The organism is Cupriavidus sp. GW823-FHT06D04 (assembly GCF_058795055.1).
In genome coordinates this window covers 165643-189195 of record NZ_JBXAHL010000010.1, presented here as the reverse complement: position 1 = coordinate 189195, position 23553 = coordinate 165643, and the positions used below count along the sequence as shown (strand labels likewise).

Below are 23553 nucleotides of genomic sequence, written 5' to 3'. Positions count from 1 at the left end.
TGTGCTAGACTCGATCCGCATTCCCGACCGAGCGGTCGGTGAATAGCCGGAGCGCGCCTATCCGGGGGAGTGGTGCGGACGGGGAAATTGGGGAGCGGCCTCGCGTCGTTCCTGGTTGTAGCGCAGGTGCCGGCGATGTGCCTGCGTTGACCCGAGGGGTCGATCCAAGAACGGGCATCCGCCGGTGGACGCCGGACGGATGCCTTTCCGTTTCAGGAACCGAAGGAGACAAGATGGATTTCAAGCGCGCCAGCCTGCTGGCAATCGCTGCGGCGAGCCTGGTTGCCGGTGCAGCCCAGGCACAGGTCAAGGTCGGGGTGACGGTGTCGGCGACGGGTCCGGCGGCATCGCTGGGTATTCCGGAGAAGAACACCTTCACGCTGATGCCAAAGGAAATCGCGGGCAAGAAGATCGAGTACATCGTGCTGGACGATGCCTCCGACACCACCACCGCGGTCAAGAACACCCGCAAGCTGATCAGCGAAGACAAGGTCGACGTGGTGGTGGGTTCCACCGTGACGCCAAACTCGCTGGCGATGGTTGACGTGGTGGCCGAGAACGAGACGCCGATGATCACCATGGCCGCCTCGGCCCGCATCATCGAGCCGATGGACGCCAAGCGCGCCTGGGTTTTCAAGACGCCGCAGAATGACTCGCACATGGCGACCGCCATTGCCGAGCACATGACCAACAACAACGTGAAGACGGTGGCCTTCATCGGCTTCGCGGACGCCTATGGCGACAGCTGGGCGCAGGAATTTGCCAAGGTGGCGGAGCTGCGCAAGATCAAGGTGGTCGCCAACGAGCGCTTTGCCCGTACCGATACCTCGGTCACCGGCCAAGTGCTGAAGATGATGAGCGCCAACGCCGACGCCGTGCTGATCGCAGGCTCGGGTACGCCCGCGGCGCTGCCGGCCAAGACGCTCAAGGAGCGTGGCTACAAGGGCAAGATCTACCAGACCCATGGCGTGGCCAATGCCGACTTCCTGCGTGTGTGCGGCAAGGATTGCGAAGGCACCTTCCTGCCGGCTGGACCGCTGCTGGTGGCTGAGCAATTGCCGGACAGCAATCCGGTGAAGAAACCGGCCATGTCCTACAAGACTGCTTATGAGAAGGCCTTCGGCGGCCAGGTCTCGACCTTCGGCGGTCATGCCTGGGATGCGGGGCTGATCTTGCAGCATGCCATTCCCGAGGCGCTGAAGAAGGGTCAGCCGGGTAGCAAGGAATTCCGTAAGGCGTTGCGGGAGGCGATGGAGCAGACCAAGAATCTGCCGGTGTCGCATGGGATCATGAACATGAGTGCTACCGACCACCTTGGCTTCGATCAGCGGGCGCGGGTGATGGTGCAGATTGTTGATGGGAAGTGGAAGTTGCTGACTAAGTGACGGTTGGGGGCGGCGTGGTGCGATGCGGTTGGGTGTCGCTCGTGGCAAGCGCTGCTGTTTCGCCGGCGTAGCCGGCGAGTCACTTTTTGCCCGAGCGACAGAAAGTGACCAAAAAACGCGTCGCCTATGCGGCTCAATCAATTCCAGGGCGTTGGTCGTTCGCACGGTGGTGCTTGCCGTTGGGGCGTGGTTGCCCGTTCGACCCTGCTGCGCCATGTGAGTGTGGCGCAGTGCCTGCGTTAACCCACTATTGAACGATCCCCATGCAGGGTGTAGGCCGCCTGCTGCTAACGGCATCGCGGGGACGCCTACGGCTGCTACGCAGGCCCAAAATGCGGTGACGGCATTGGGCGCTTGCGCGGAGCGCAGCCGAAGGCGTTGATGCGATATCGCTGGACAGCCCACGCCCGCCACACGCCTCTCGTTAGGGCTTGTCCTGTACTTCCACAATGGACAATCCGTTTACTATTGCGTAAATCCCAAAGCGCATAGCACCCTGTCGGCCCCCATATGATGCAGGCAGGTATTTCCAAAAGACGGGGAGACAATGGACTTATCAATCGCTGCCATCCTGGCCCAGGACGGCATCACCTCGGGCGCGATCTACGCGCTGCTGGCGCTGGCCCTGGTGCTGGTGTTCTCGGTGACCCGGGTCATCTTCATCCCCCAAGGGGAGTTTGTTGCCTACGGTGCGCTGACGCTGGCGGCGATGCAGGCCGGGCACGCGCCGCAGACCAGCTGGCTGCTGCTGGCGATGGGGGCGCTGACCTTCGTCTATGAAACCGTCGCGGTGCTGCGCAGCGCTGAGTTGCGCCGCACGCTGGGCCAGCGGCTGGCGGTGCTGGCCGGCAAGTACCTGGTATTCCCGCTCGCGGTGCACTGGCTGGCGCAGCAGTATGGCGCGCAGCCGCTGCCGATGCTGGCGCAGATCGCGCTGACGCTGCTGATCATCATCCCGCTGGGGCCGATGTTGTACCGGCTCGCCTACCAGCCGCTGGCCGAAGCCAGCACGCTGGTGCTGCTGATCGTCTCGGTCGGCGTGCACTTTGCGCTGGTGGGGCTGGGCCTGGTGATGTTCGGCGCGGAGGGCTCGCGCACCAATGCGTTCTCGGACGCGCGCTTCGACGTGGGGGCGCTCAGCATCTCGGGCCAGAGCCTGTGGATCGTGGGCGTGTCGGCGCTGCTGATCGGCGCGCTGTACTTCTATTTCGAGCGCACGCTGCAGGGCAAGGCGCTGCGCGCGACCGCGGTGAACCGGCTGGGTGCGCGCCTGGTCGGCATCGGCACCACGCAGGCGGGGCGGCTGTCGTTCACGCTGGCCGCGGCGATGGGTGCGCTGTGCGGCATCCTGATCGCGCCGCTGACCACCGTGTACTACGAGTCGGGCTTCCTGGTGGGCCTGAAGGGCTTTGTCGGCGCCATCGTCGGCGGGCTGGTGAGCTACCCCGTGGCGGCGCTGGGTGCGCTGCTGGTGGGGCTGCTCGAATCCTATTCGTCCTTCTGGGCCAGCGCGTTCAAGGAGGTCATCGTCTTCACACTGATCATTCCGGTGCTGCTGTGGCGCTCGCTGACGAGCAAGCATGTCGAGGAGGAGGAATAAGCCATGACCATGCTGACCGACAAGCAGGCGGCGGTGACCAGTGCCGAGGCAGGCAGCCGTGCGCGGCTGAACCGCAACCGGGTCCTGGTGCTGGCTTTCATTGTGGTGCTGGTGTTGCTGCCGGCGCTGCCGACGCCGGAGTTCTGGATCACGCTGGGCAATTACATCGGCCTGTACAGCATCGTCGCGATCGGGCTGGTGCTGCTGACCGGGGTGGGCGGCATGACCTCGTTCGGGCAGGCGGCGTTCGTGGGGCTGGGCGCATACAGCACTGCGTACCTGACCACGCAGTTCGGGCTGTCGCCGTGGTTCGGGCTGCTGGTGGGGCTGGTGATCACGATGGCATCGGCCTATGTGATCGGGCTGATCACGATGCGCATGTCTGGCCACTACCTGCCGCTGGCGACCATTGCCTGGGGCCTGTCGCTGTTCTTCCTGTTCGGCAACCTGGAGTTCCTGGGCAAGTATGACGGCCTGAACGGGATCCCGGTGCTGTCGTTCTTCGGCATCGAACTGCAGTCGGGCCGCTCGATGTTCTACCTGATCTGGGCGGTGGTGCTGCTGGCCGTGCTGGCGATGCAGAACCTGCTGAACTCGCGCCCGGGCCGCGCCATCCGCGCGCTCAAGGGCGGAGGCGTGATGGCCGAGGCCATGGGTGTGAACACCGCGTGGATGAAGGTGGTGATCTTCGTGGTGGCGGCAGTGCTGGCGTGCGTGTCGGGCTTCCTGTACGCGCACCTGCAGCGCGCGGTGAACCCGACGCCGTTTGGCCTGAACTACGGCATCGAGTACCTGTTCATGGCCGTGGTCGGCGGCGTGGGCCATGTGTGGGGCGCGGTGCTGGGCGCGGGCATCCTGACCATCCTGAAGGATGTGCTGCAGGGCGTGCTGCCCAAGTTGCTCGGTGCCAACGGCAACTTCGAGATCATCGTCTTCGGCGTGCTGCTGGTATTGCTGCTGCAATACGCGCGCGATGGCATCTGGCCGTTCCTGCGGCGTCTGGTTCCTTCGGGTCCGCCGGTACTGGCGCCGGCGCAGGCCGAGGCCCTGGCCGTGCGCCAGAAGCCCGACGCCGGCGAACTGATCCTGGATGTGCGCGCTGCGCGCAAGGAGTTCGGCGGGCTGGTAGCGGTGAACGATGTCAGCTTCCAGGTGCGCGCGGGCGAGATCATCGGGCTGATCGGTCCCAATGGTGCCGGCAAGTCCACCACCTTCAACCTGGTGACGGGCGTGCTGCCGGTCACGCGCGGGGAGGTGCGTTACCGTGGTGAAGTGATATCGGGCCTGCCGTCGCGCGAGATCGTCAAGCGCGGCATCGGCCGCACTTTCCAGCACGTGCACCTGCTGCCGACCATGACGGTGCTGGAGAACGTGGCCATCGGCGCGCACCTGCGCGGCGATTTCCGCGCACAGGGCGGCGTCTCGGCCGCGATCCTGCGCATGAACAAGGCCGAGGAAGAGAAGCTGCTGTTCGAAGCGAAGCGCCAGCTTGAACGCGTGGGGCTGGCCGATTGCATGTATATGGAAGCCGGCAGCCTCGCGCTGGGCCAGCAGCGGATTCTTGAAATCGCGCGTGCACTGTGCTGCGACCCGGCGCTGCTGTTGCTGGACGAGCCGGCAGCGGGTCTGCGCTACAAGGAGAAGCAGGCGCTGGCCGAGCTGCTGCGCAAGCTCAAGGGCGAGGGCATGAGCGTGCTGCTGGTCGAGCACGACATGGACTTCGTGATGAACCTGACCGACCGGCTGGTGGTGATGGAATTCGGCACGCGCATTGCCGAGGGCGTGCCTGAGGAAGTGCAGAAGAACCCCGCGGTGCTGGAAGCCTATCTGGGTGGCGTGGAGTAAGGACCGGACATGAGCCTGATTCTCGAAGTGAAGGACCTCCACGTCCGCTATGGCAAGGTGGAAGCGGTGCACGGCGCCAACCTGAAGGTGGAGGCCGGCAAGATCGTCACGGTGATCGGCCCCAATGGCGCCGGTAAGTCGACCATGCTCAATGCGATCATGGGTGCGCTGCCGGTGACGGGGTCGTCGAACGGTTCGGTGAGCTACCTCGGCCACGACATGGCCGGCATTCCGGTGGAGGGGCGCGTTGCGCGCGGCATGTGCCTGGTCCCGGAGAAGCGCGAGCTGTTCGCGTCGATGACGGTGGAGGACAACCTGCAGCTGGGGGCCTTCCGCCGCAAGCGCGCCGGCGAGAAGAACTACCTGGACCAGATGGACGTGGTCTACGACCAGTTCCCGCGCCTGCGCGAGCGCGCACGCCAGGACGCCGGCACGCTCTCCGGTGGTGAGCGCCAGATGCTTGCGGTGGGCCGCGCGCTGATGGCAAAGCCGCAGTTGCTGATGCTGGACGAGCCCAGCCTTGGCCTGGCACCGCTGATCGTGAAGGAGATCTTCCACATCATCAGCAACCTGCGCCAGACCGGCGTGGCCACGCTGCTGATCGAGCAGAACGCACGCGCCGCGCTGCAGGTGGCGGACTACGGCTATGTGATCGAGACCGGCGATATGGCGATGGAAGGGCCGGCCGACGAGTTGGCGGCGAATCCGAAGGTGATCGAAACATACCTTGGATTGGCAAAAAAGGCGGCTTGATCCGCTCGGTTTTCGCCAGAGGAATGAGGGCCTGCGGATGCAGGCCCTTTTCTATTGGTGGTGTGAATAACTTTGGGGATAACCCAATTCCGAGGCGCTTCGGACGGGTGTCGGCACCGGTGCGCTGATGTAGGTACGCCAATATCCATTGGAATGATTTTTGCCAATCCAATTTACGGAATAACATCCATACAGATAATAATTTGCGGAATTTTATCTGTGGGATGAATGCAATTTTGCAGAATTTTTGTTCTGCAAGTCATCTGGTGAATAAAGTATTGGTGCCGCTGCCTGTATCTTTCGCTGCGGTCTCCAGCAGCCAATCCCGGAAGCAGGTCAGCGCCGGATGATCGCGCCGTTCCTTCGGCGCACACAGGAAATAGCCCCGTTGCAGCGAAATTGGCAGGTCAAACGGCGCCGTTACGCGTCCGGCGGCAATTTCGTCGCGTACCAGGCACCGCTGCAGCACGGCGACGCCCATGTCGGCGCGCACCGCCTGGATCAGGATCGAGACCTGGTCGAACGCTGTGGATAACCTTGGCGCAGCGTTGGGTACGCCGGCGGCCTGCAGCCAGTTTTGCCAGTTCGCCGGCGCGGTGGTGTGGTAGAGCAGGGGCTCGTCCAGCAACTCCGCGGGAGACTGCCAGCGGCCGGCCTCGCGCCGTGCCCGCGCGCGGTCCGGATGGCAGACCGGCACCATTTCACGTCCCACCACGTAGTCGACCTGCAGGCTCGGCCACTTGCTGGCTTCACCGGCCAGGATGGCGGCGTCCGGTGACGGGCCGGAGAGGTCCTCGTCGCGCTGGTACGGGACGAAGTCCAGCCGGATTTCCGGATGGCGGCGGTGGAAGTCCGGCAGGCGCGGCACCAGCCAGACGCTGGCCAGCGTGGGCACGATCGATAGTGTCAGGTGGTGCCGGCGGTCGCCGGCGCGCAAGGCGGCGCTGGCGTGCTCGATCGCGGCCAACGGCTCGGCCACGGCATCGAGCAATTGCTGGCCGGCATCGGTCAGCATCAGGCGGTGCGCATTGCGTTGCAGCAGCGGCTGGGCGAAGTGCGCTTCCAGCCGTGCAATGGCGCGGCTGACAGCACCTTGCGTCACGCACAGCTCGTCGGCTGCGCGCGTGAAGCTGCCCAGCCGTGCCGCGGCGGCAAAGGCGTGCAGTTCGGACATCGATGGGGAATGCAGCCGCATGGCGGGGAGGGCGGGGCCGGGGGGAAGTTACTACCGGAGCGGACGCCGCAAGAATGATCTTTGGTAATGCAAACGTGCAATATAGTCGTTTGTGCACAGCCGGTAAACGGCTGACACTCGCCCGGTTCATGCACATAACCAACAGGAGAAACCCCATGATCCGAGCCCGGATATCCCGCCGCCAGCTGCTGCTGTCCGGCACCGCTGCCGCGGCCACGCTGGCCTTTGCCGGCAGCGCCTTCGCGCAAGGCAACTACCCGACGCGCCCGATCCGCCTGATCGTGCCGTTTGCGGCAGGCGGCTCCACTGACCTGTCGGCGCGCCTGGTGGCCGAGTTTGCCGGCCGCGAGCTGGGCCAGACGATCGTGGTCGAGAACAAGGGTGGCGCCGGCGGCTCGGTGGGCATGGAGCAGGTGGCCAACGCCGCGCCGGATGGCTACACCATCGGCATGGCCACGGTCAGCACGCACGGCTCTAACCCCGCTGTATACCCGAAGCTCAAGTACGACCCGATCAAGGACTTTGCCCCGGTCACCAACGTGGTGTCGATGCCAAGCGTATTCACGGTGCACCCGAGCGTGCCGGCGAAAACCATGCAGGAGTTCATCGCGCTGGCCAAGGCCAATCCGGGCAAGTATTCGGTTGCCTCGCCGGGCACAGGGACCCTCGGCCACGTAAACCTTGAGAACTTCCAGATGCTGGCGAAGATCGAGCTGCTGCATGTGCCGTACAAGGGCGCCGGCCTTGGGCTCAATGATGCGGTGGCGGGGCAGGTCAATGCCATCTCGGACAACCTGGCTTCCGCGCTGCCTCACGTGAAGTCGGGCCGCCTGCGCGCGCTGGCGGTGCTTGGCGCCACGCGCTCGCCGCAGTTGCCAAACGTGCCCACCTATGCGGAACTGGGCTACAAGGAGATGGGCGACGGCGGTTGGTTCGGCATCGTCGCGCCCGCGGGCACGCCGCCCGCCATCGTGGCAAGGCTGAACCAGGCCATCCACAAGGCCATGCAGAACCCTGAATTCAAGCGCAAGGTGGAAGAGTCCGGCGGCACATTGGTGCCGACCACGCCGGAGCAGTTCAAGGCCCAGATCCAGCAGGCCATGGCGCGCTATGCCCGCGTTGCCAAGGCCGCCAACATCCAACTGGACTGACGCATGGCTGAAGCGAACCACCTGGCCGCCGCGCTGCCGCCGGTCATTGTGCGCCTGCCGGAAGGGGAGGTGCTACCGCTGGTGTGCGACTCGCCGCACAGCGGCACCGCCTACCCGGCCGACTTCGGCGCGGCGATCCCTGCCGCGCGCCTGCGCGGGGGCGAGGACACACACGTCGACGCTCTGTGGGAGGCCGTGCCCGCAGCAGGCGGTACGCTGCTGGCGGCGACTTTCCCGCGCGTCTATATCGACCCGAACCGGATGGCCGACGATATCGATCCGGCCCAGCTCGACGGCGTCTGGTCGACAGCGCTGGCCCCAGGGCCGAAAACGCAACTGGGCTACGGCCTGATCTGGAGCCGGATCGATGCCAGCACGCCGATCTATGACCGGCGCCTGTCCGTAGCGGAAGTGCAGGGCCGTATCGACGGCTACTACCGGCCGTACCATGCGGCGCTGGCCGAGGCCGTGGAGAGCGCCTACCAGCGCTTTGGCGCGCTCTGGCACCTGAACCTGCACTCCATGCCCAATAACGCCTACGAGCGGCTCAAGATCGACAGCCCACACCCGCTGGCGGACTTTGTGCTGGGCGACCGGGACGGCACCACCTGCGAGCCGGGGCTGGTCGACCTGGTCGAACGGGAACTGCGCGGCATGGGCTACACGGTGGCGCGCAACGACCCATACAAGGGCGTGCAGCTAATCGCACAGATCGGCCGGCCGGCCGAGCGGCGCAATAGCCTGCAGATTGAGATTCGGCGGCCGCTGTATATGGACGAGGTGACACGCGAGCGCAATGCCGGGTTCACCACCTTGCAGCGCGATCTTGGCAAGCTGACCGAGCAGGTTGCGGGCTACATCCGCGCGCAACTCTGAGGCGCTTGTTCCACGTGAAACATCCGGCCGGGCCATGTGCCCGGCCTTTTTGTTTCACGTGGAACATAACGTCGCTTTCAAGCGACTCGCCGGGTATCGCCAACGCCATGTTTCACGTGAAACATGGTTACCGTCGGAAAGCGGCTTGTCGATTGCCGCTATAATTTCGCATTCCCGTATTTTCCCGCCAGCCTCCCGGAGGAGGTGTCCCATGCTTTACCCAAAAGAATTCGATGTCATCGTCGTCGGCGGTGGCCATGCCGGCACTGAAGCTGCACTCGCCGCGGCCCGTATGGGCTGCCAGACGCTGCTGCTGACTCACAACATCGAGACGCTGGGCCAGATGAGCTGCAACCCGTCCATCGGGGGCATCGGCAAGGGGCACCTGGTCAAGGAAGTGGACGCCATGGGCGGTGCCATGGCCGCAGCCACGGACGAGTCCGGCATCCAGTTCCGCATCCTCAACTCCAGCAAGGGCCCGGCGGTACGCGCCACGCGCGCCCAGGCGGACCGCGTGCTGTACCGCAAGGCGATCCGTACGCGGCTGGAGAACCAGCCGAACCTGATGCTGTTCCAGCAGGCCGTGGACGACCTGATGGTGGAGGGCGACCGCGTAGTCGGCGCTATGACGCAGGTCGGCATCGCCTTCCGCGCCCGCGCGGTGGTGCTGACCGCCGGCACCTTCCTGGACGGCAAGATCCACGTCGGGCTGGACAACTACACCGGCGGCCGCGCCGGCGACCCGGCAGCGGTGTCGCTGTCGGCGCGCCTGAAGGACCTGAAGCTGCCGCAAGGCCGCCTGAAGACAGGCACGCCGCCGCGTATTGACGGCCGCACCATCGATTTCTCGGTGATGGAAGAGCAGCCTGGCGACCTGGATCCGGTACCGGTGTTCTCCTTTCTGGGCCGTCCGGAGCAGCACCCGCAACAGCTGCCATGCTGGATCACCCATACCAACAGCCGTACCCACGACATCATCCGTGGCGGGCTGGACCGCTCGCCGATGTACACCGGCGTGATCGAAGGGGTAGGGCCGCGCTACTGCCCGAGCATCGAGGACAAGATCCATCGCTTTGCCAGCAAGGAAAGCCACCAGATCTTCCTGGAACCCGAAGGCCTGACCACCAACGAGTTCTACCCCAACGGGATCTCGACCAGCCTGCCGTTCGACGTGCAGCTGGAACTGGTGCACTCGATCCGCGGGATGGAGAACGCGCATATCCTGCGCCCCGGCTATGCGATCGAGTATGACTACTTCGATCCGCGCGGGCTGAAGGCATCGCTGGAGAGCAAGGCGATCCGCGGCCTGTTCTTTGCGGGGCAGATCAATGGCACCACCGGCTATGAAGAAGCCGCCGCGCAGGGCCTGCTGGCCGGCATCAACGCTGGCTGCTATGTGCGCGAACGCGATGCGTGGACGCCGCGCCGTGACCAGGCCTACCTGGGCGTGCTGGTCGACGACCTGATTACCCGCGGTGTGACCGAGCCGTATCGCATGTTCACCAGCCGCGCGGAATTCCGCCTGAGCCTGCGAGAAGATAATGCCGATATGCGCCTGACTGAGGTCGGCCGTGAACTGGGCGTGGTCGACGATGCGCGCTGGGATGCCTTCAACCGCAAGCGCGACGCTGTTTCACGTGAAACAGAGCGCCTGAAGAGCACATGGGTCAACCCGGCCATGCTGCCAGCCGAAGATGCCATGCCGCTGCTGGGCAAGCCGATCGAGCGCGAGTACAGCCTGGCCGACCTGCTGCGCCGGCCCGAAGTCCGCTATGAAGCACTGATGGCGCTGCAGGGCGGCCGCCATGCCCCGGAAACGCCGCTGGACGCCGAGCCGATGCTGGCGGAGCAGATCCGCGAGCAGATCGAGATCGGCATCAAGTACCACGGCTATATCGCCCGCCAGGCGGCCGAGGTCGACAAGCTGGAAGCCAATGAGTCGACCCGCCTGCCGGAAGGGCTGGACTACACCGAAGTGCGTGGCCTGGGCTTCGAGGTCAGTCAGAAGCTGAACCAGCATCGTCCGGAAACGCTGGGCCAGGCCTCGCGCATTTCCGGCGTGACGCCGGCCGCGATCTCGCTGCTGCTGGTGCACCTGAAGAAGAAGGGGCTGGGGCGCATGCGCGCTGAGTCGGGCGCACCTTCCGGCAACTCCGAAGAGGCCGCCTGAGTGCCCGGTCCGCGACACACCATGACCGACGACGCCGCGCAGCGTCGTCGCCTTGAAGCCGGTCTGGCCGAGATCGGGCTGGCGCTGGCGCCGGCCCAGATCGACACCTTGTTTGCCTACCTGGCGCTGCTGCGCAAGTGGAACGGCGTCTACAACCTGACCGCAATCCGCCACCCCGATGAGATGCTTACGCATCACATGCTGGACTCGCTTGCCGCCGTGCCGGCACTGGCCGAAGCCGCGCGCGCCGCAGAGGTAGGCACGCCGGCGCGGGGCAGGGTATTGGACGTGGGCTCGGGCGGCGGCATGCCCGGCCTGCCGCTGGCCATCGCCTGTCCCGACGTGTCGGTGCTGATGGTGGACATCGTGCAGAAGAAGACCGCCTTCCTGACCCAGTGCCGTGCGCAACTCGGGCTTTCCAATGCCGCGGCGCATTGGGGGCCGGTAGAGAAGCTGGACGATGACGATGGCTTTGCCGTGATCACCTCTCGCGCGTTTGCCGAGCTGACTGACTTCGTGAACCTGTCGGGCCAGCTCCTCGCACCGCACGGCAAGCTGATCGCCATGAAGGGTGTTTATCCACAGGCCGAGCTGGACCGCATGGAAGCTGCCGGGCTGATGGCGCAATGGCAGGTCGATGCGGTGCCCCACATCACTGTGCCCGGGCTGGATGCCGAGCGCCACCTGGTGGTGCTGTCGCGGCGCGCAAGCGCCAACGCATGACGTACGCCGTGGCGCTGCGTGCAGCGCCACGAACTGCCAGCCCCGCGCTGGCCGGATGAATTGAAGCAGGAGCCTCAGTAGCTTATGGCCAAGGTATTCGTGATCGCAAACCAGAAGGGCGGGGTAGGCAAGACCACCACCACGGTGAACCTCGCCGCCGGCCTGGCCGCGCAGGACCAGCGCGTGCTGCTGGTCGACCTGGACCCGCAGGGCAATGCCTCGATGGGTTCGGGCATCGACAAACAGGCGCTGGAGCACAGCGTGTACCAGGTGCTGGTGGGCCTGGCCAGCATCAAGCAGGCGCGCCAGCGTTCCGAGACCGGCAGGTACGACGTGCTGCCCGCCAACCGCGAACTGGCCGGCGCGGAAGTGGAGCTGGTCGAGCTGGACCAGCGCGAGCGCCGCCTCAGGCAGGCCATCGAAGAGGTCAATGACGAATATGACTTCGTGCTGATCGACTGCCCGCCGTCGCTGTCGCTGCTGACGCTGAACGGCCTGTGCGCCGCGCACGGCGTGATCGTGCCGATGCAGTGCGAGTACTTCGCGCTGGAAGGGCTGTCGGACCTGGTCAACACCATCAAGCAGGTGCACGCCAACCTGAACCGCGACCTGCAGGTGATCGGCCTGCTGCGCGTCATGTTCGATCCGCGCGTCACGCTGCAGCAGCAGGTGTCGGCGCAGCTGGAATCGCACTTCGGTGAAAAGGTCTTCAAGACCCTGATTCCGCGCAATGTGCGCCTGGCCGAGGCGCCGTCCTATGGCATGCCGGGCGTGGCGTTCGATCCGTCATCGAAGGGCGCAAAAGCGTACCTGGATTTCGGCGCCGAGATGATCGCGCGCGTCAGGCAGCTGGGCTGAAGGAGAGGGCAAGCATGAGCACTGCAAAGAAAAAGGGCCTGGGCCGCGGCCTCGAAGCGTTGCTGGGCGGGCCGGCCGAAATCGTTGAATCGGTGAAGCAGGAGGGTGCGCCCACGGTGCTGCGCCTGAGCCAGCTGCAGCCGGGCAAGTACCAGCCGCGCACGCGCATGGATGAAGGCGCGCTGCAGGAGCTGGCCGCCAGCATCCGCGCGCAGGGCCTGATGCAGCCGATCCTGGTGCGCCGCGTGGCCGAGCCGGACCGCTATGAAATCATCGCGGGCGAGCGGCGCTTCCGCGCGTCCAAGCTCGCCGGCCTGGACAAGGTGCCGGTGCTGGTGAAGGACGTGGCCGATGAAGCCGCGGCCGCGATGGCGCTGATCGAGAACATCCAGCGCGAAGACCTGAACCCGCTGGAAGAAGCGCAGGGCATCATGCGCCTGATCCGCGAATTCAGTTTCACGCATGAGCAGGCGGCCGAGTCGGTCGGCCGTTCGCGCAGCGCGGTGTCGAACCTGCTGCGCCTGCTGAACCTGGCCGCGCCGGTGCAGACCATGCTGATGGCGGGCGACCTCGACATGGGCCACGCGCGCGCGCTGCTGGCGGTGGACGGCGCCAACCAGATCACGCTGGCCAACCAGATCGTGAACAAGCGGCTGTCGGTGCGCGAGACCGAGAAGCTGGTGGCCTCCACGCTCAAGCCGTTCGACCTGAAGTCGCTCAAGCAGAAGGGCGCCAACAACGTGCGCGACGTGGCACGGCTGGAAGAAGAATTGTCCGATGCGCTGGGCCTGGCGGTACAGATCAAGCTGGGCATGCGCGGCAAGGGCCAGCTCACCATCCACTTCAGCGACAACGACGCGCTGGAAGGCGTGCTCGTGCGCCTGCGCGAATCCACCGAAAAGCAGAAGGTCGCCTGAGGCAAGATGCGAAGGCGCACGTAACTTCGCGTGCGCAATTCGGTGCGATTAACGGACATTGCGGCGATGACTGTTGCGTGTACGCTGCAGTGGTCGTTCCAAGGGCAGGTATACGTACGGCGTGCCCGGTAATCCCTCATCATGCGCAGGGTTCGCTGCGCAATCCAATTACGTCAAACATCATTGCTGCGCAATTTTTGCGCGGCCATCATGCCATCGTGATGGCAACCGTTGTGCACAACGCACTGCAAGGTAAATGTAAGCGGATTGACGCCAATCAGTAGTTCCCCTTAAAATCGTGCGGTTTGAATTCTGGTCGGGCCGAAAAGTTCCGGCCTGGAATGAGGCAGGCAGGTAGTGGTTCAAGACCGTCAGCAGCGAGGCGCCGGGTCCCGTCAGGAAGATGACTGGGATGACTGGAAAGAAGGCGCAGAACGTGAGGAAGAGGCTGTCGATCCGCTGTCGCACGCCGAGGCGGTGACGCTGTTTGGCGAGCGCGCGTTGCGCCCTTCGCGCATGACCCCGGGCAAGGTTGTCCTGGCGCAGGTGTTGGTTTCCCTGCTGTCGGCACTGTGCTGGGCGCTGTTCGCGAAAGAGGCGGGGCCGTATGGGTGGTCGGCGCTGTTCGGCGGCATGGTGTGCTTCGTGCCGAGCGGATTCTTCGCCTTGCGCCTGTGGCTGGCGCGCGACCGGGCGTCGGTCGGCGGGCTGGTGCTGGGTGAGGCGATCAAGGTCTTCGGCACCGTGGCACTGCTGGTGCTGGTCGTGGTGCTGTACCGGGATCTGCGCTGGGTGCCGATGCTGGTCACGTTCCTGCTGGCGCTAAAGACATATTGGGTGGTGGCCCTGGCGATGCGCTAGGCCAGCCGCTCGAAAACGGTGCTTCACCCGGAGGTGGGGCACCGAAACGGAATATCAAGAGTTTTCCGTGACGGTTTCACCGCGGGTTTCATCGCAGTGACACCGGACACGGCCAAGGTTGGACCCCGCTTGCATCGCGGTGACCGGCGAATCCGCCGAAGGCAATGCAAGACGCGTACCGGGCGTTTGCCAGACAGTGGCGGCGCGCGGCCTGAAGATTTCGCAATATACCGTTCGTATCGACATGTCTGATGCTACCCAAGGCGCCGAACACGCGCTGACACCCTCCGGCTATATCGCCGAACACTTGCAGAACTTGAACTCGGTCGGCGGCAAGCAAGCGTCGGTGGTCGATTTCTCCGTGCTCAACTACGACACGGTGTTCTGGTCCGTGCTGTGCGGCGCCATCGCCGTGCTGTTCCTGTATGTCGCCGCGCGCCGCGTCACCGCCGGCGTGCCGGGCCGCTTCCAGGCCTTCGTCGAGATGATCGTCGAGATGGTCGACGACCAGGCCAAGGGCATCATCCACGGCGACCGTTCGTGGATTGCGCCGCTGGCGCTGATGGTGTTCTGCTGGATCACCATGATGAACGCGATCGACCTGATTCCGGTCGACTGGGTCACCGGCCTGAACAGCCTGCTCGGCGTCTTCCACATTCACCTTCCCCACCACCGCGCAGTGGCCACGGCCGACCTGAACGGCACGCTGGGCATGTCGTGCTCGGTGCTGGTCCTGATGATCTACTACAGCTTCAAGATCAAGGGTACGGGCGGCTTCATGCACGAACTGTTCTCGGCCCCGTTCGGCGCCAAGTGGTACCTGGCCCCGTTCAACCTGGTCCTGAACCTGATTGAATTCCTGGCCAAGGCCGTTTCGCTCGGCATGCGGTTGTTCGGCAACATGTACGCCGGCGAACTCGTGTTCCTGCTGATCGCGCTGCTGGGTTCCATCTGGACGTTCAGCGCCGACCTGTCCGCGCTGGGCTTTGTCGGCCACGTGGTGGCCGGCACGGTATGGGCGATCTTCCACATTCTGATCGTCCTGCTCCAGGCCTTCATTTTCATGATGCTGACGCTGGTGTATATCGGCCAGGCTCACGATCACCACTGATTTCCGGTTTTTGGTTTTTTGGTTTTTTGGTTCTAAGTCTCTCTAAATTAAAGGAGTCATCATGCAAGCATTTCTCGCCAACATCCAGGGTCTGACCGCCATCGGTATCGGCATCATCATCGGCCTGGGCGCTATCGGCGCCTGCCTGGGTATCGCCCTGATGGGTGGCAAGTACATCGAAGCCTGCGCACGTCAGCCTGAGCTGATGAACCCGCTGCAAACCAAGATGTTCCTGCTGGCTGGCCTGATCGACGCTGCATTCCTGATCGGCGTGGGTGTTGCAATGCTGTTCGCCTTCGCCAACCCGCTGCTGGCTGTCATCAAGTAATTCTTTTCGGTCTGCATGATGCTGACGGGCGGCGCGGGCCACTAGCCTGGCCGCCCTTGCGCATTTATCTGTAGTTTGATTACCGAAAGGAACACACCATGAATCTGAACGCAACGTTTTTTGCGCAGATGGTCGTGTTCTTCATCCTGTGGTGGGTTGTTGCCAAATTCATTTGGCCGCCGCTGGTGAAGGCGCTCGACGAACGCGCAAAGAAGATCGCCGATGGCCTCGCCGCTGCCGAGAAGGGCAAGGCCGAGCTCGAACTCGCCAACAAGCGTGTGGACCAGGCTATGGCCGAAGCCCGCACCGAGGGTGCACAACGCGTCGCTGACGCCGAGAAGCGCGCCCAGCTGACGGCGGACGAGATCAAGCAAAACGCCCAGGCAGAAGCCGCACGCATCATTGCCCAGGCCAAGGCCGAAGCAGACCAGCAGGTTACCCGTGCACGCGAAGAACTGCGTGACCAGGTTGCCGTGCTGGCCGTCAAGGGTGCCGAGCAGATCCTCAAGCGTGAAGTGAACGCGCAGGTCCACACCGACCTGCTCAATCAACTCAAGGCTGAGCTCTAATCATGGCTGAAACCGCAACCATTGCCCGTCCCTACGCTGAGGCGCTGTTCCGCGTCGCCAGCGAATCGAGCGCAGGCAATCTGGGTGCATGGTCCGAGCTGGTGTCGGAGATGGGGCAGGTTGCTGCCAATCCCGACATGAAGGCGGTAGCCGGCGATCCGAACGTTCCCGGCGAGAAGCTGGCCGAACTGTTCCTGTCGGTGCTGAAGTCCCCGCTGAATGACGAGGCTCGCCGCTTCGTCAAGCTGCTGGTGGATAACGGCCGCCTGACGGTGATGCCGGAAATCGCCGAGCAGTTCCATGTGCTCAAGAACGCCCGCGAAGGGTCGTCGGATGTCGAGATCACCAGCGCATTCCCGCTGGAAGGTTCGCAGTTGAACGACCTGGTCGCTGCACTCGAACGCAAGTTCGGCCGCAAGCTGTACGCGAAGGTGGCGGTGGACCCGTCCCTGATCGGCGGCGTGAGCGTCAAGGTCGGCGACGAAGTGCTCGACACCTCCGTGCGTACGCGCCTGGCTGCCATGCAAGCCACGCTGACCGCCTGACCGCACCGGCCGACGGATTGAAGAATTAGGAGCATTGTGATGCAACTGAACCCCTCAGAAATCAGCGAGCTGATCAAGACCCGCATCTCGGGCCTTGGCGCTGAAGCTGAAGTGCGCAACACCGGCACGGTGATTTCCGTGACCGATGGCATCTGCCGCGTGCACGGCCTGTCCGGCGTGATGCAGGGCGAGATGCTGGAATTCCCCGGCAACACCTTCGGCCTCGCGCTGAACCTCGAGCGCGACTCGGTCGGCGCCGTGGTGCTGGGTGACTACGAACACATTTCCGAAGGCGACACGGTCAAGTGCACCGGCCGCATTCTGGAAGTGCCGGTGGGCAAGGAACTGCTGGGCCGCGTGGTCAACACGCTGGGCCAGCCGATCGACGGCAAGGGCCCGATCAACGCCAAGGAAACGGACGTGATCGAGAAGGTCGCCCCGGGCGTGATCGCGCGTCAGTCGGTGAGCCAGCCGGTGCAGACCGGCCTGAAGTCGATCGACTCGATGGTGCCGATCGGCCGTGGCCAGCGTGAGCTGATCATTGGCGACCGCCAGACCGGCAAGACCGCCGTGGCTGTCGACGCGATCATCAACCAGAAGGGCAAGGGCATGTACTGCGTGTACGTCGCCATTGGCCAGAAGGCTTCGACGATCGCCAACGTGGTGCGCAAGCTGGAAGAGCACGGCGCGATGGAATACACCGTCGTCGTGGCCGCCGCCGCTTCGGACTCGGCCGCCATGCAGTACCTGGCTGCCTACGCCGGCTGCACCATGGGCGAGTACTTCCGCGACCGCGGCGAAGACGCGCTGATCGTCTATGACGACCTGACCAAGCAAGCCTGGGCCTATCGCCAGGTGTCGCTGCTGCTGCGCCGCCCGCCGGGCCGTGAAGCGTACCCGGGCGACGTGTTCTACCTGCACTCGCGCCTGCTGGAGCGTGCCGCGCGCGTGAACGCCGAGTACGTCGAGAAGTTCACCAACGGCGCCGTCAAGGGCAAGACCGGTTCGCTGACCGCGCTGCCGGTGATCGAAACGCAGGCCGGCGACGTGTCCGCGTTCGTGCCGACCAACGTGATTTCGATTACCGACGGCCAGATCTTCCTGGAAACCGACCTGTTCAACGCCGGTGTCCGTCCCGCCATCAATGCCGGTATTTCGGTGTCGCGCGTGGGTGGTGCTGCCCAGACCAAGGTGGTGAAGAACCTGGCCGGTGGTATCCGTACCGACCTCGCCCAGTACCGTGAACTGGCTGCTTTCGCGCAGTTCGCTTCGGACCTGGACGATGCCACCCGCAAGCAGCTGGAGCGCGGCCGCCGCGTGACCGAGCTGCTGAAGCAGCCGCAATACCAGCCGCAGCAGGTGTGGCAGCTGGCCGCGTCGCTGTTCGCCGCCAACAACGGCTTCCTCGACAACGTGGAAGTGAAGGACATTCTGCCGTTCGAGAAGGGCCTGCACGACCATCTGAAGACCAAGTACGCCGACCTCATCAACCGTATCGAAGAGACCAAGCAGCTCTCGAAGGAAGATGAACCCGCCCTGCGTGCCGCGATCGAGGATTTCAAGAAGTCCGCCGCGTTCTAACCGCGCAATTCTCCGATACCGCCGCCGCGCCTGGCTAACGCCGGCGCGGCGCTGGTTCGGACGGAGAGGAAAGTATGGCCGGAACGAAAGAGATTCGAACCAAGATTAAGAGCGTGCAGAACACGCGCAAGATCACCAAGGCGATGGAGATGGTCGCCGCATCCAAGATGCGCAAGGCGCAGGAACGGATGCGCAATGCCCGTCCCTATGCCGAGAAAGTGCGTAACATCGCGGCGCACCTGGCTTCGGCCAACCCCGAGTTCAAGCACCCGTTCATGCAGGAGCGCGAAGTCAAGCGCGTCGGCATGATCGTGGTCACGACCGACAAGGGGCTGTGCGGCGGTCTGAACACGAACGTGCTGCGTGCGGTGACCAACGAGCTGAAGAGCCTGCAGGGTCGCGGCGTGGCTGTGCAAGCCACTGCCATCGGCAGCAAGGGCATGCAGTTCCTGAGCCGCATCGGCGCCAAGGTGGCCTCGAATGTGGTGCAGCTCGGCGACACCCCGCACCTGGAAAAGCTGATCGGCGCGATCAAGGTCCAGCTCGATGCATTCACCAATGGTGAAGTCGATGCGGTGTACATCGCGTACACCAAGTTCATCAACACGATGAAGCAGGAACCGATGGTTGAGCAACTGCTGCCGCTCGCCGCCGACAAGCTGTTGCAGACGGAAGAAGAGAAGCGCGCCTACTCGTGGGACTACATCTACGAGCCTGACGCGCAGACCGTGGTGGAAGAGCTGCTGGTTCGCTACGTCGAGGCGCTGGTGTACCAGGCCGTGGCCGAGAACATGGCGTCCGAACAGTCGGCGCGCATGGTGGCTATGAAGGCGGCATCCGACAATGCCAAGAACGTGATCGGCGAACTGCAGCTGGACTACAACAAGACCCGGCAGGCAGCGATCACCAAGGAATTGTCAGAGATCGTCAGCGGTGCGGCAGCGGTCTGAAGCGTTAAGAATTCAAGCTATCGGAGATACGAAATGAGTATCGGAAATATTGTGCAGTGCATCGGCGCCGTGGTGGACATCGAGTTCCCACGCGACGCGATGCCGAGGGTGTACGACGCGCTGGTGCTGGAAGACAGCGGCGAAACGTCGTTCGCCGAAAAGGGCCTGACGTTCGAAGTCCAGCAGCAGCTGGGTGACGGCGTGGTCCGTACCATTGCCCTCGGTTCGTCGGACGGCCTGCGCCGCGGCATGCCGGTGAAGAGCACCGGCGCGCCGATCTCGGTGCCGGTGGGTCAAGGCACGCTGGGCCGCATTATGGATGTCCTGGGTCGCCCCATCGACGAAGCTGGCCCGATCGCTTCCGACGAGCGGCGCGCGATTCACCAGAAGGCGCCGAAGTTCGACGAACTGTCGCCTTCCACCGACCTGCTCGAAACCGGCATCAAGGTGATCGACCTGATTTGCCCGTTCGCCAAGGGCGGCAAGGTGGGTCTGTTTGGTGGCGCAGGCGTGGGCAAGACCGTCAACATGATGGAGCTCATCAACAACATCGCCAAGCAGCACAGCGGTCTGTCGGTGTTCGCCGGCGTGGGCGAGCGTACCCGTGAAGGGAACGACTTCTACCACGAAATGAAGGACTCGAACGTGCTCGACAAGGTGGCCATGGTGTTCGGCCAGATGAACGAGCCGCCGGGCAACCGTCTGCGCGTGGCACTTTCCGGCCTGACCATGGCCGAGAAGTTCCGCGACGAGGGCCGTGACATCCTGTTCTTCGTCGACAACATCTACCGCTACACGCTGGCTGGTACCGAAGTGTCGGCACTGCTGGGCCGTATGCCTTCCGCCGTGGGCTACCAGCCGACGCTGGCTGAAGAAATGGGCAAGCTGCAGGAGCGTATTACGTCGACCAAGACTGGCTCGATTACGTCGATCCAGGCCGTCTACGTGCCTGCGGATGACTTGACCGACCCGTCGCCGGCTACCACCTTCCTGCACCTGGACTCGACCCTGGTGCTGTCGCGTGACATTGCCGCTCTCGGTATCTACCCCGCAGTGGACCCGCTCGACTCGACCTCGCGTCAGATGGACCCGCAAGTGGTTGGCCAGGAGCACTACAACGTTGCGCGCGCCGTACAGCAGACCCTGCAGCGCTACAAGGAACTGCGCGACATCATCGCGATTCTGGGCATGGACGAACTGTCGCCGGAAGACAAGATGGCCGTGAACCGCGCTCGTAAGATCCAGCGTTTCCTGTCGCAGCCGTTCCACGTGGCCGAAGTGTTCACGGGTTCGCCGGGCAAGTACGTGCCGCTGAAGGAAACCATCCGTGGTTTCAAGATGCTGGTGGATGGCGAGTGCGATCACCTGCCCGAGCAGGCGTTCTACATGGTCGGCTCGATCGACGAAGCCTTCGAAAAGGCCAAGAAGCTCCAGTAAGCGGCGTCTTTCGCCTTCATGCGTCGTTGCGGCTGCCTTGCCGTAGTTAATCTACTGTCTGCGGCGGCCGCGCCTGGCACGAAGGCGAAATACTTGCTTCCCGGAAACGGGAAGCCAAAGCTTTCAGGAGAAAGGATCTGATATGGCAACCATTCTTGTAGACGTCGTCAGCGCGGAAACGTCGATCTTCTCCGGCCAGGCGAAGTTCGTGGCGCTGCCGGGCGAGTCGGGTGAACTGGGCATTCTGCCGGGTCACACGCCGCTGATCACGCGCATCCAGCCGGGTGCGGTGCGGATCGAGAAGGAAGACGGCAGCGAAGAGTTCGTGTTCGTTGCCGGCGGCATTCTCGAAGTCCAGCCCAAGCACGTCACCGTGCTGGCCGACACCGCTATCCGCGGTGGCGACCTGGACGAAGCCAAGGCGCGGGAAGCCAAGCGTGCTGCCGAAGAGCTGATGCAGAACCAGAGCAGCGATCTGGATCTGGCGCGCGCTCAGAGTGAGCTCGCCGTGGCGGCTGCCCAACTGGCTGCCATCGCCCGCCTGCGTCGTAAGAAGTAAGCAATTAGTCGGTTGTCGCGCTGTTGTTTTTCTGGCGCGACAATGAAAAAAGGCAGCCGATGGCTGCCTTTTTTTTGGGCGTGGCGATATGCTTTTGTCCTGCCTGGACAAAAAAAAGCGCGCGGGCCGGGGAGGCTCCGCGCGGACGGGAAAATCCCTTCGAGGGGTCAATTCGAAGGAACGGGTTCGGTCCAGGCCGACAATCAAGGCGCAACGGATATCCAATATCCGACCAGAGGCCGCAAAGGCCACGCGCTGCAACGGTCTACCTGGTGCTCCGGTCCAGCGGCGATCTGCTGGATCGGAAAATCGGTTATTGCTTCAAAAAGGCTTTCTTCACCACACCCCTTTAAGTCTGAACAGCCTTATTCACTGGGGCGCCACACGCCGCGGACAGCGGGTGTGTCAATGCATTGTGGGGGAAACTCCCCGGCATGGCAGTAACAAAATGTATCGTTTTGCAAGAAGTTGAAAGCCCGAGGTGCCAGGATCTGGCGTGTTCGGCATATTTTCACGCGTTCACGTCACGTTAACCGCAGAAAGGTGTCGTTGCATTATCTTTAATGACGCGATTTACGTGTTCGCTCCCCCACCAATCTCTGCGTGACAATTCCGGTTACGATTCAGGACGCCTGAGGCCTTCGAGTTGTTTTTGCATGTCCGCGGGCCCGCCCTTGTCCACCCGGAGACGCGATGCGCCCTGAGATGCAGCAAGCCATACAAGCCATGCTGGCGATGAAGACCGTGGCCGTGGTCGGCCTGTCCGACCGCCCGGAGCGTCCCAGCCATGAGGTAGCGGAATTCCTGCAGGACCACGGCTTCCGGATCGTGCCGGTCAATCCGCGTCATGCCGGCGAACGCATTTTGGGCGAGACCTGCCACGCCACGCTGCGCGAAGCCGCCGACGCTGCCGCGGCAGCAGGCAGCCCCATCGCGTGGGTCGACATCTTCCGCCGTGCCGAGGAAACGCCCGGCGTGGTCGATGAGGCCATCGCCGTTGGCGCACAGGGTGTCTGGCTGCAGTTGGGCATCGTCAACGACCAGGCAGTGCGCCGCGCTTCCGATGCCGGCCTGCTGGCGGTGCAGGATTGCTGCAGCAAGGTCGAGCTGACGCACCAGCTCGGGCTGGACTGATTCCCGTCAGGCACCGCTTCTACTTTCCGCTTTCCCTTCAGCCGCCAACCATGGCCATCGATCCGCAACTGCTTGCCTATTACCGCCGCCTGGCGGAGCGTTACGCCAATGCGCCCGCGCCGGCCGACATTCCCGCGCAGCGGGCCCGTTTCGCCGAGATCGCGGCGGCGTCGCTGTTGCCGGATCCGCCAGGCATCACGGTGCAGGACCTGGAGCTTGCGCTCGCTGGCCGCACGCTGGGCGCCAGGCTGTTCCGCCCGGCCGGCAAGACCGCGCCGCGGCTGGTGGTCTACTTCCACGGTGGCGGCTGGGTGATCGGCTCGGCGCAGACGCACCATACGGTTGCCGCCTTGCTGGCGGCCGACACGGGCTGCGCGGTGGCCAGCGTCGACTACCGCCTCGCCCCCGAGCACGCGTTCCCTGCTCCCTGCGACGATGCTGCCGAGGCCGTGCAGTGGTTCACCGCTCAACGCCAGGCACTCGGGCTGGCGACCGACTTCCTGGCCGTGGCGGGTGACAGCGCCGGCGGCCACCTGGCGGCGCAGGCAGCGCAGCAACTCAACAGCGGCGGCGCGGCGCGGGTCGATGCGCAGCTGCTGATCTATCCCGTGACGGCGCCGGTGCTCAGCACCGAAAGCTACCGCGCCTTTGCCGACGGTCCTGGCCTGACGCGTGACGAGATGGCCTGGTTCTGGGCCCAGTTCATCGGCGCCGAGGCCCTGGCGCAGGGCGCCGCCCATCCCGACCCCCGTGTGCACCTGATGGCCGCGCCGCCGGTGCGCCCGCCTGCCACCGTGCTGATGGTGGCCGCGCATGATGTGCTGCGCGACGACGGCTTGGCCTATGCCGACTTCCTGGTGCGCCACGACGCCCCGGTGATTACCATCGAGGCCGGCGGCATGACCCACGGTTTCGCGCGGCTGCAGCCCGATGCCGAACGCGCGCGCGAATGGATGCGGCGTGCCGCAGCGGCCTTCGCCGGGATGATCGACGACGTCTGAGCGG

General features: G+C 64.2%; 22 protein-coding genes. 21 read left to right on the top strand and 1 reads right to left on the bottom strand.

Translation table 11 applies throughout. The features are described from left to right. Window positions 1–233: 233 nt before the first annotated feature. The 4 genes from AC1Q7H_RS15605 to AC1Q7H_RS15590 all read left to right on the top strand — a co-directional run bounded on the left by AC1Q7H_RS15605 (window position 234) and on the right by AC1Q7H_RS15590 (window position 5583). The gene (locus tag AC1Q7H_RS15605; RefSeq protein ID WP_013958402.1) at window positions 234–1385 is read left to right on the top strand and encodes an ABC transporter substrate-binding protein; all 1152 of its coding nucleotides are present in this window, start codon (window positions 234–236) and stop codon (window positions 1383–1385) included. A 547-nt stretch (window positions 1386–1932) separates the two neighbouring features. Continuing rightward, complete coding sequence (locus tag AC1Q7H_RS15600) at window positions 1933–2985, top strand: branched-chain amino acid ABC transporter permease (protein ID WP_013958401.1); 1053 nt, start codon at window positions 1933–1935, stop codon at window positions 2983–2985. Between the two features lie 3 nt (window positions 2986–2988). Next, window positions 2989–4830 carry a branched-chain amino acid ABC transporter ATP-binding protein/permease gene (locus AC1Q7H_RS15595; protein WP_492379560.1) on the top strand — a complete coding sequence of 614 codons (1842 nt, stop codon included), beginning with the start codon at window positions 2989–2991 and terminating at the stop codon, window positions 4828–4830. Window positions 4831–4839: 9 nt separating this feature from the next. Then, window positions 4840–5583, top strand: coding sequence for an ABC transporter ATP-binding protein (locus tag AC1Q7H_RS15590; protein WP_211980430.1), 744 nt, complete (start codon window positions 4840–4842; stop codon window positions 5581–5583). 259 nt (window positions 5584–5842) lie between these two features. Here AC1Q7H_RS15590 and AC1Q7H_RS15585 read toward each other — a convergent pair whose 3' ends face one another. Beyond that, entirely contained in the window at window positions 5843–6778 is a 936-nt protein-coding gene (locus tag AC1Q7H_RS15585) for a LysR substrate-binding domain-containing protein (RefSeq protein ID WP_153954225.1), read from the bottom strand. A 155-nt stretch (window positions 6779–6933) separates the two neighbouring features. On the opposite strand from AC1Q7H_RS15585, the gene AC1Q7H_RS15580 reads away from it, so the two are divergent. The 17 genes from AC1Q7H_RS15580 to AC1Q7H_RS15500 all read left to right on the top strand — a co-directional run bounded on the left by AC1Q7H_RS15580 (window position 6934) and on the right by AC1Q7H_RS15500 (window position 23549). Next, window positions 6934–7929, top strand: coding sequence for a tripartite tricarboxylate transporter substrate binding protein BugE (locus AC1Q7H_RS15580; protein WP_035825589.1), 996 nt, complete (start codon window positions 6934–6936; stop codon window positions 7927–7929). A gap of 3 nt (window positions 7930–7932) precedes the next feature. Then, a complete protein-coding gene (locus AC1Q7H_RS15575; protein WP_211980428.1) occupies window positions 7933–8805 on the top strand; it encodes an N-formylglutamate amidohydrolase in 873 nt (290 codons plus the stop codon). 211 nt (window positions 8806–9016) lie between these two features. Next, complete coding sequence (gene mnmG / locus AC1Q7H_RS15570; RefSeq protein WP_211980427.1) at window positions 9017–10975, top strand: tRNA uridine-5-carboxymethylaminomethyl(34) synthesis enzyme MnmG; 1959 nt, start codon at window positions 9017–9019, stop codon at window positions 10973–10975. A 21-nt stretch (window positions 10976–10996) separates the two neighbouring features. Continuing rightward, a complete protein-coding gene (gene rsmG / locus AC1Q7H_RS15565; protein WP_013958394.1) occupies window positions 10997–11698 on the top strand; it encodes a 16S rRNA (guanine(527)-N(7))-methyltransferase RsmG in 702 nt (233 codons plus the stop codon). Window positions 11699–11782: 84 nt separating this feature from the next. Continuing rightward, on the top strand, window positions 11783–12556 hold the full coding sequence (locus AC1Q7H_RS15560; protein WP_013958393.1) for a ParA family protein: 774 nt from the start codon (window positions 11783–11785) through the stop codon (window positions 12554–12556). Window positions 12557–12570: 14 nt separating this feature from the next. Further along, window positions 12571–13473: a ParB/RepB/Spo0J family partition protein gene (locus tag AC1Q7H_RS15555; protein ID WP_153954229.1), complete on the top strand. Its 903-nt coding sequence runs from the start codon at window positions 12571–12573 to the stop codon at window positions 13471–13473. 357 nt (window positions 13474–13830) lie between these two features. Beyond that, window positions 13831–14334 carry an ATP synthase subunit I gene (locus AC1Q7H_RS15550; protein ID WP_211980426.1) on the top strand — a complete coding sequence of 168 codons (504 nt, stop codon included), beginning with the start codon at window positions 13831–13833 and terminating at the stop codon, window positions 14332–14334. 244 nt (window positions 14335–14578) lie between these two features. Next, window positions 14579–15445, top strand: coding sequence for a F0F1 ATP synthase subunit A (gene atpB / locus AC1Q7H_RS15545; protein ID WP_026201048.1), 867 nt, complete (start codon window positions 14579–14581; stop codon window positions 15443–15445). A 61-nt stretch (window positions 15446–15506) separates the two neighbouring features. Beyond that, on the top strand, window positions 15507–15773 hold the full coding sequence (atpE, locus tag AC1Q7H_RS15540) for a F0F1 ATP synthase subunit C (protein WP_013958389.1): 267 nt from the start codon (window positions 15507–15509) through the stop codon (window positions 15771–15773). Between the two features lie 98 nt (window positions 15774–15871). Continuing rightward, complete coding sequence (locus AC1Q7H_RS15535) at window positions 15872–16342, top strand: F0F1 ATP synthase subunit B (RefSeq protein ID WP_013958388.1); 471 nt, start codon at window positions 15872–15874, stop codon at window positions 16340–16342. 2 nt (window positions 16343–16344) lie between these two features. Continuing rightward, a complete protein-coding gene (locus AC1Q7H_RS15530; RefSeq protein ID WP_035825604.1) occupies window positions 16345–16887 on the top strand; it encodes a F0F1 ATP synthase subunit delta in 543 nt (180 codons plus the stop codon). A gap of 39 nt (window positions 16888–16926) precedes the next feature. Then, a complete protein-coding gene (atpA, locus tag AC1Q7H_RS15525) occupies window positions 16927–18468 on the top strand; it encodes a F0F1 ATP synthase subunit alpha (RefSeq protein WP_013958386.1) in 1542 nt (513 codons plus the stop codon). Between the two features lie 74 nt (window positions 18469–18542). Beyond that, on the top strand, window positions 18543–19418 hold the full coding sequence (gene atpG / locus AC1Q7H_RS15520) for a F0F1 ATP synthase subunit gamma (protein ID WP_211980425.1): 876 nt from the start codon (window positions 18543–18545) through the stop codon (window positions 19416–19418). A gap of 33 nt (window positions 19419–19451) precedes the next feature. Continuing rightward, window positions 19452–20855, top strand: coding sequence for a F0F1 ATP synthase subunit beta (atpD, locus tag AC1Q7H_RS15515; protein ID WP_211980424.1), 1404 nt, complete (start codon window positions 19452–19454; stop codon window positions 20853–20855). Between the two features lie 142 nt (window positions 20856–20997). Then, window positions 20998–21414 carry a F0F1 ATP synthase subunit epsilon gene (locus tag AC1Q7H_RS15510; protein WP_013958383.1) on the top strand — a complete coding sequence of 139 codons (417 nt, stop codon included), beginning with the start codon at window positions 20998–21000 and terminating at the stop codon, window positions 21412–21414. 693 nt (window positions 21415–22107) lie between these two features. Next, the gene (locus tag AC1Q7H_RS15505) at window positions 22108–22548 is read left to right on the top strand and encodes a CoA-binding protein (RefSeq protein ID WP_013958382.1); all 441 of its coding nucleotides are present in this window, start codon (window positions 22108–22110) and stop codon (window positions 22546–22548) included. Window positions 22549–22598: 50 nt separating this feature from the next. Further along, window positions 22599–23549 (top strand): alpha/beta hydrolase, encoded by a 951-nt coding sequence (locus tag AC1Q7H_RS15500; RefSeq protein WP_211980423.1) that lies wholly within the window; start codon window positions 22599–22601, stop codon window positions 23547–23549. Window positions 23550–23553 lie beyond the last annotated feature (4 nt).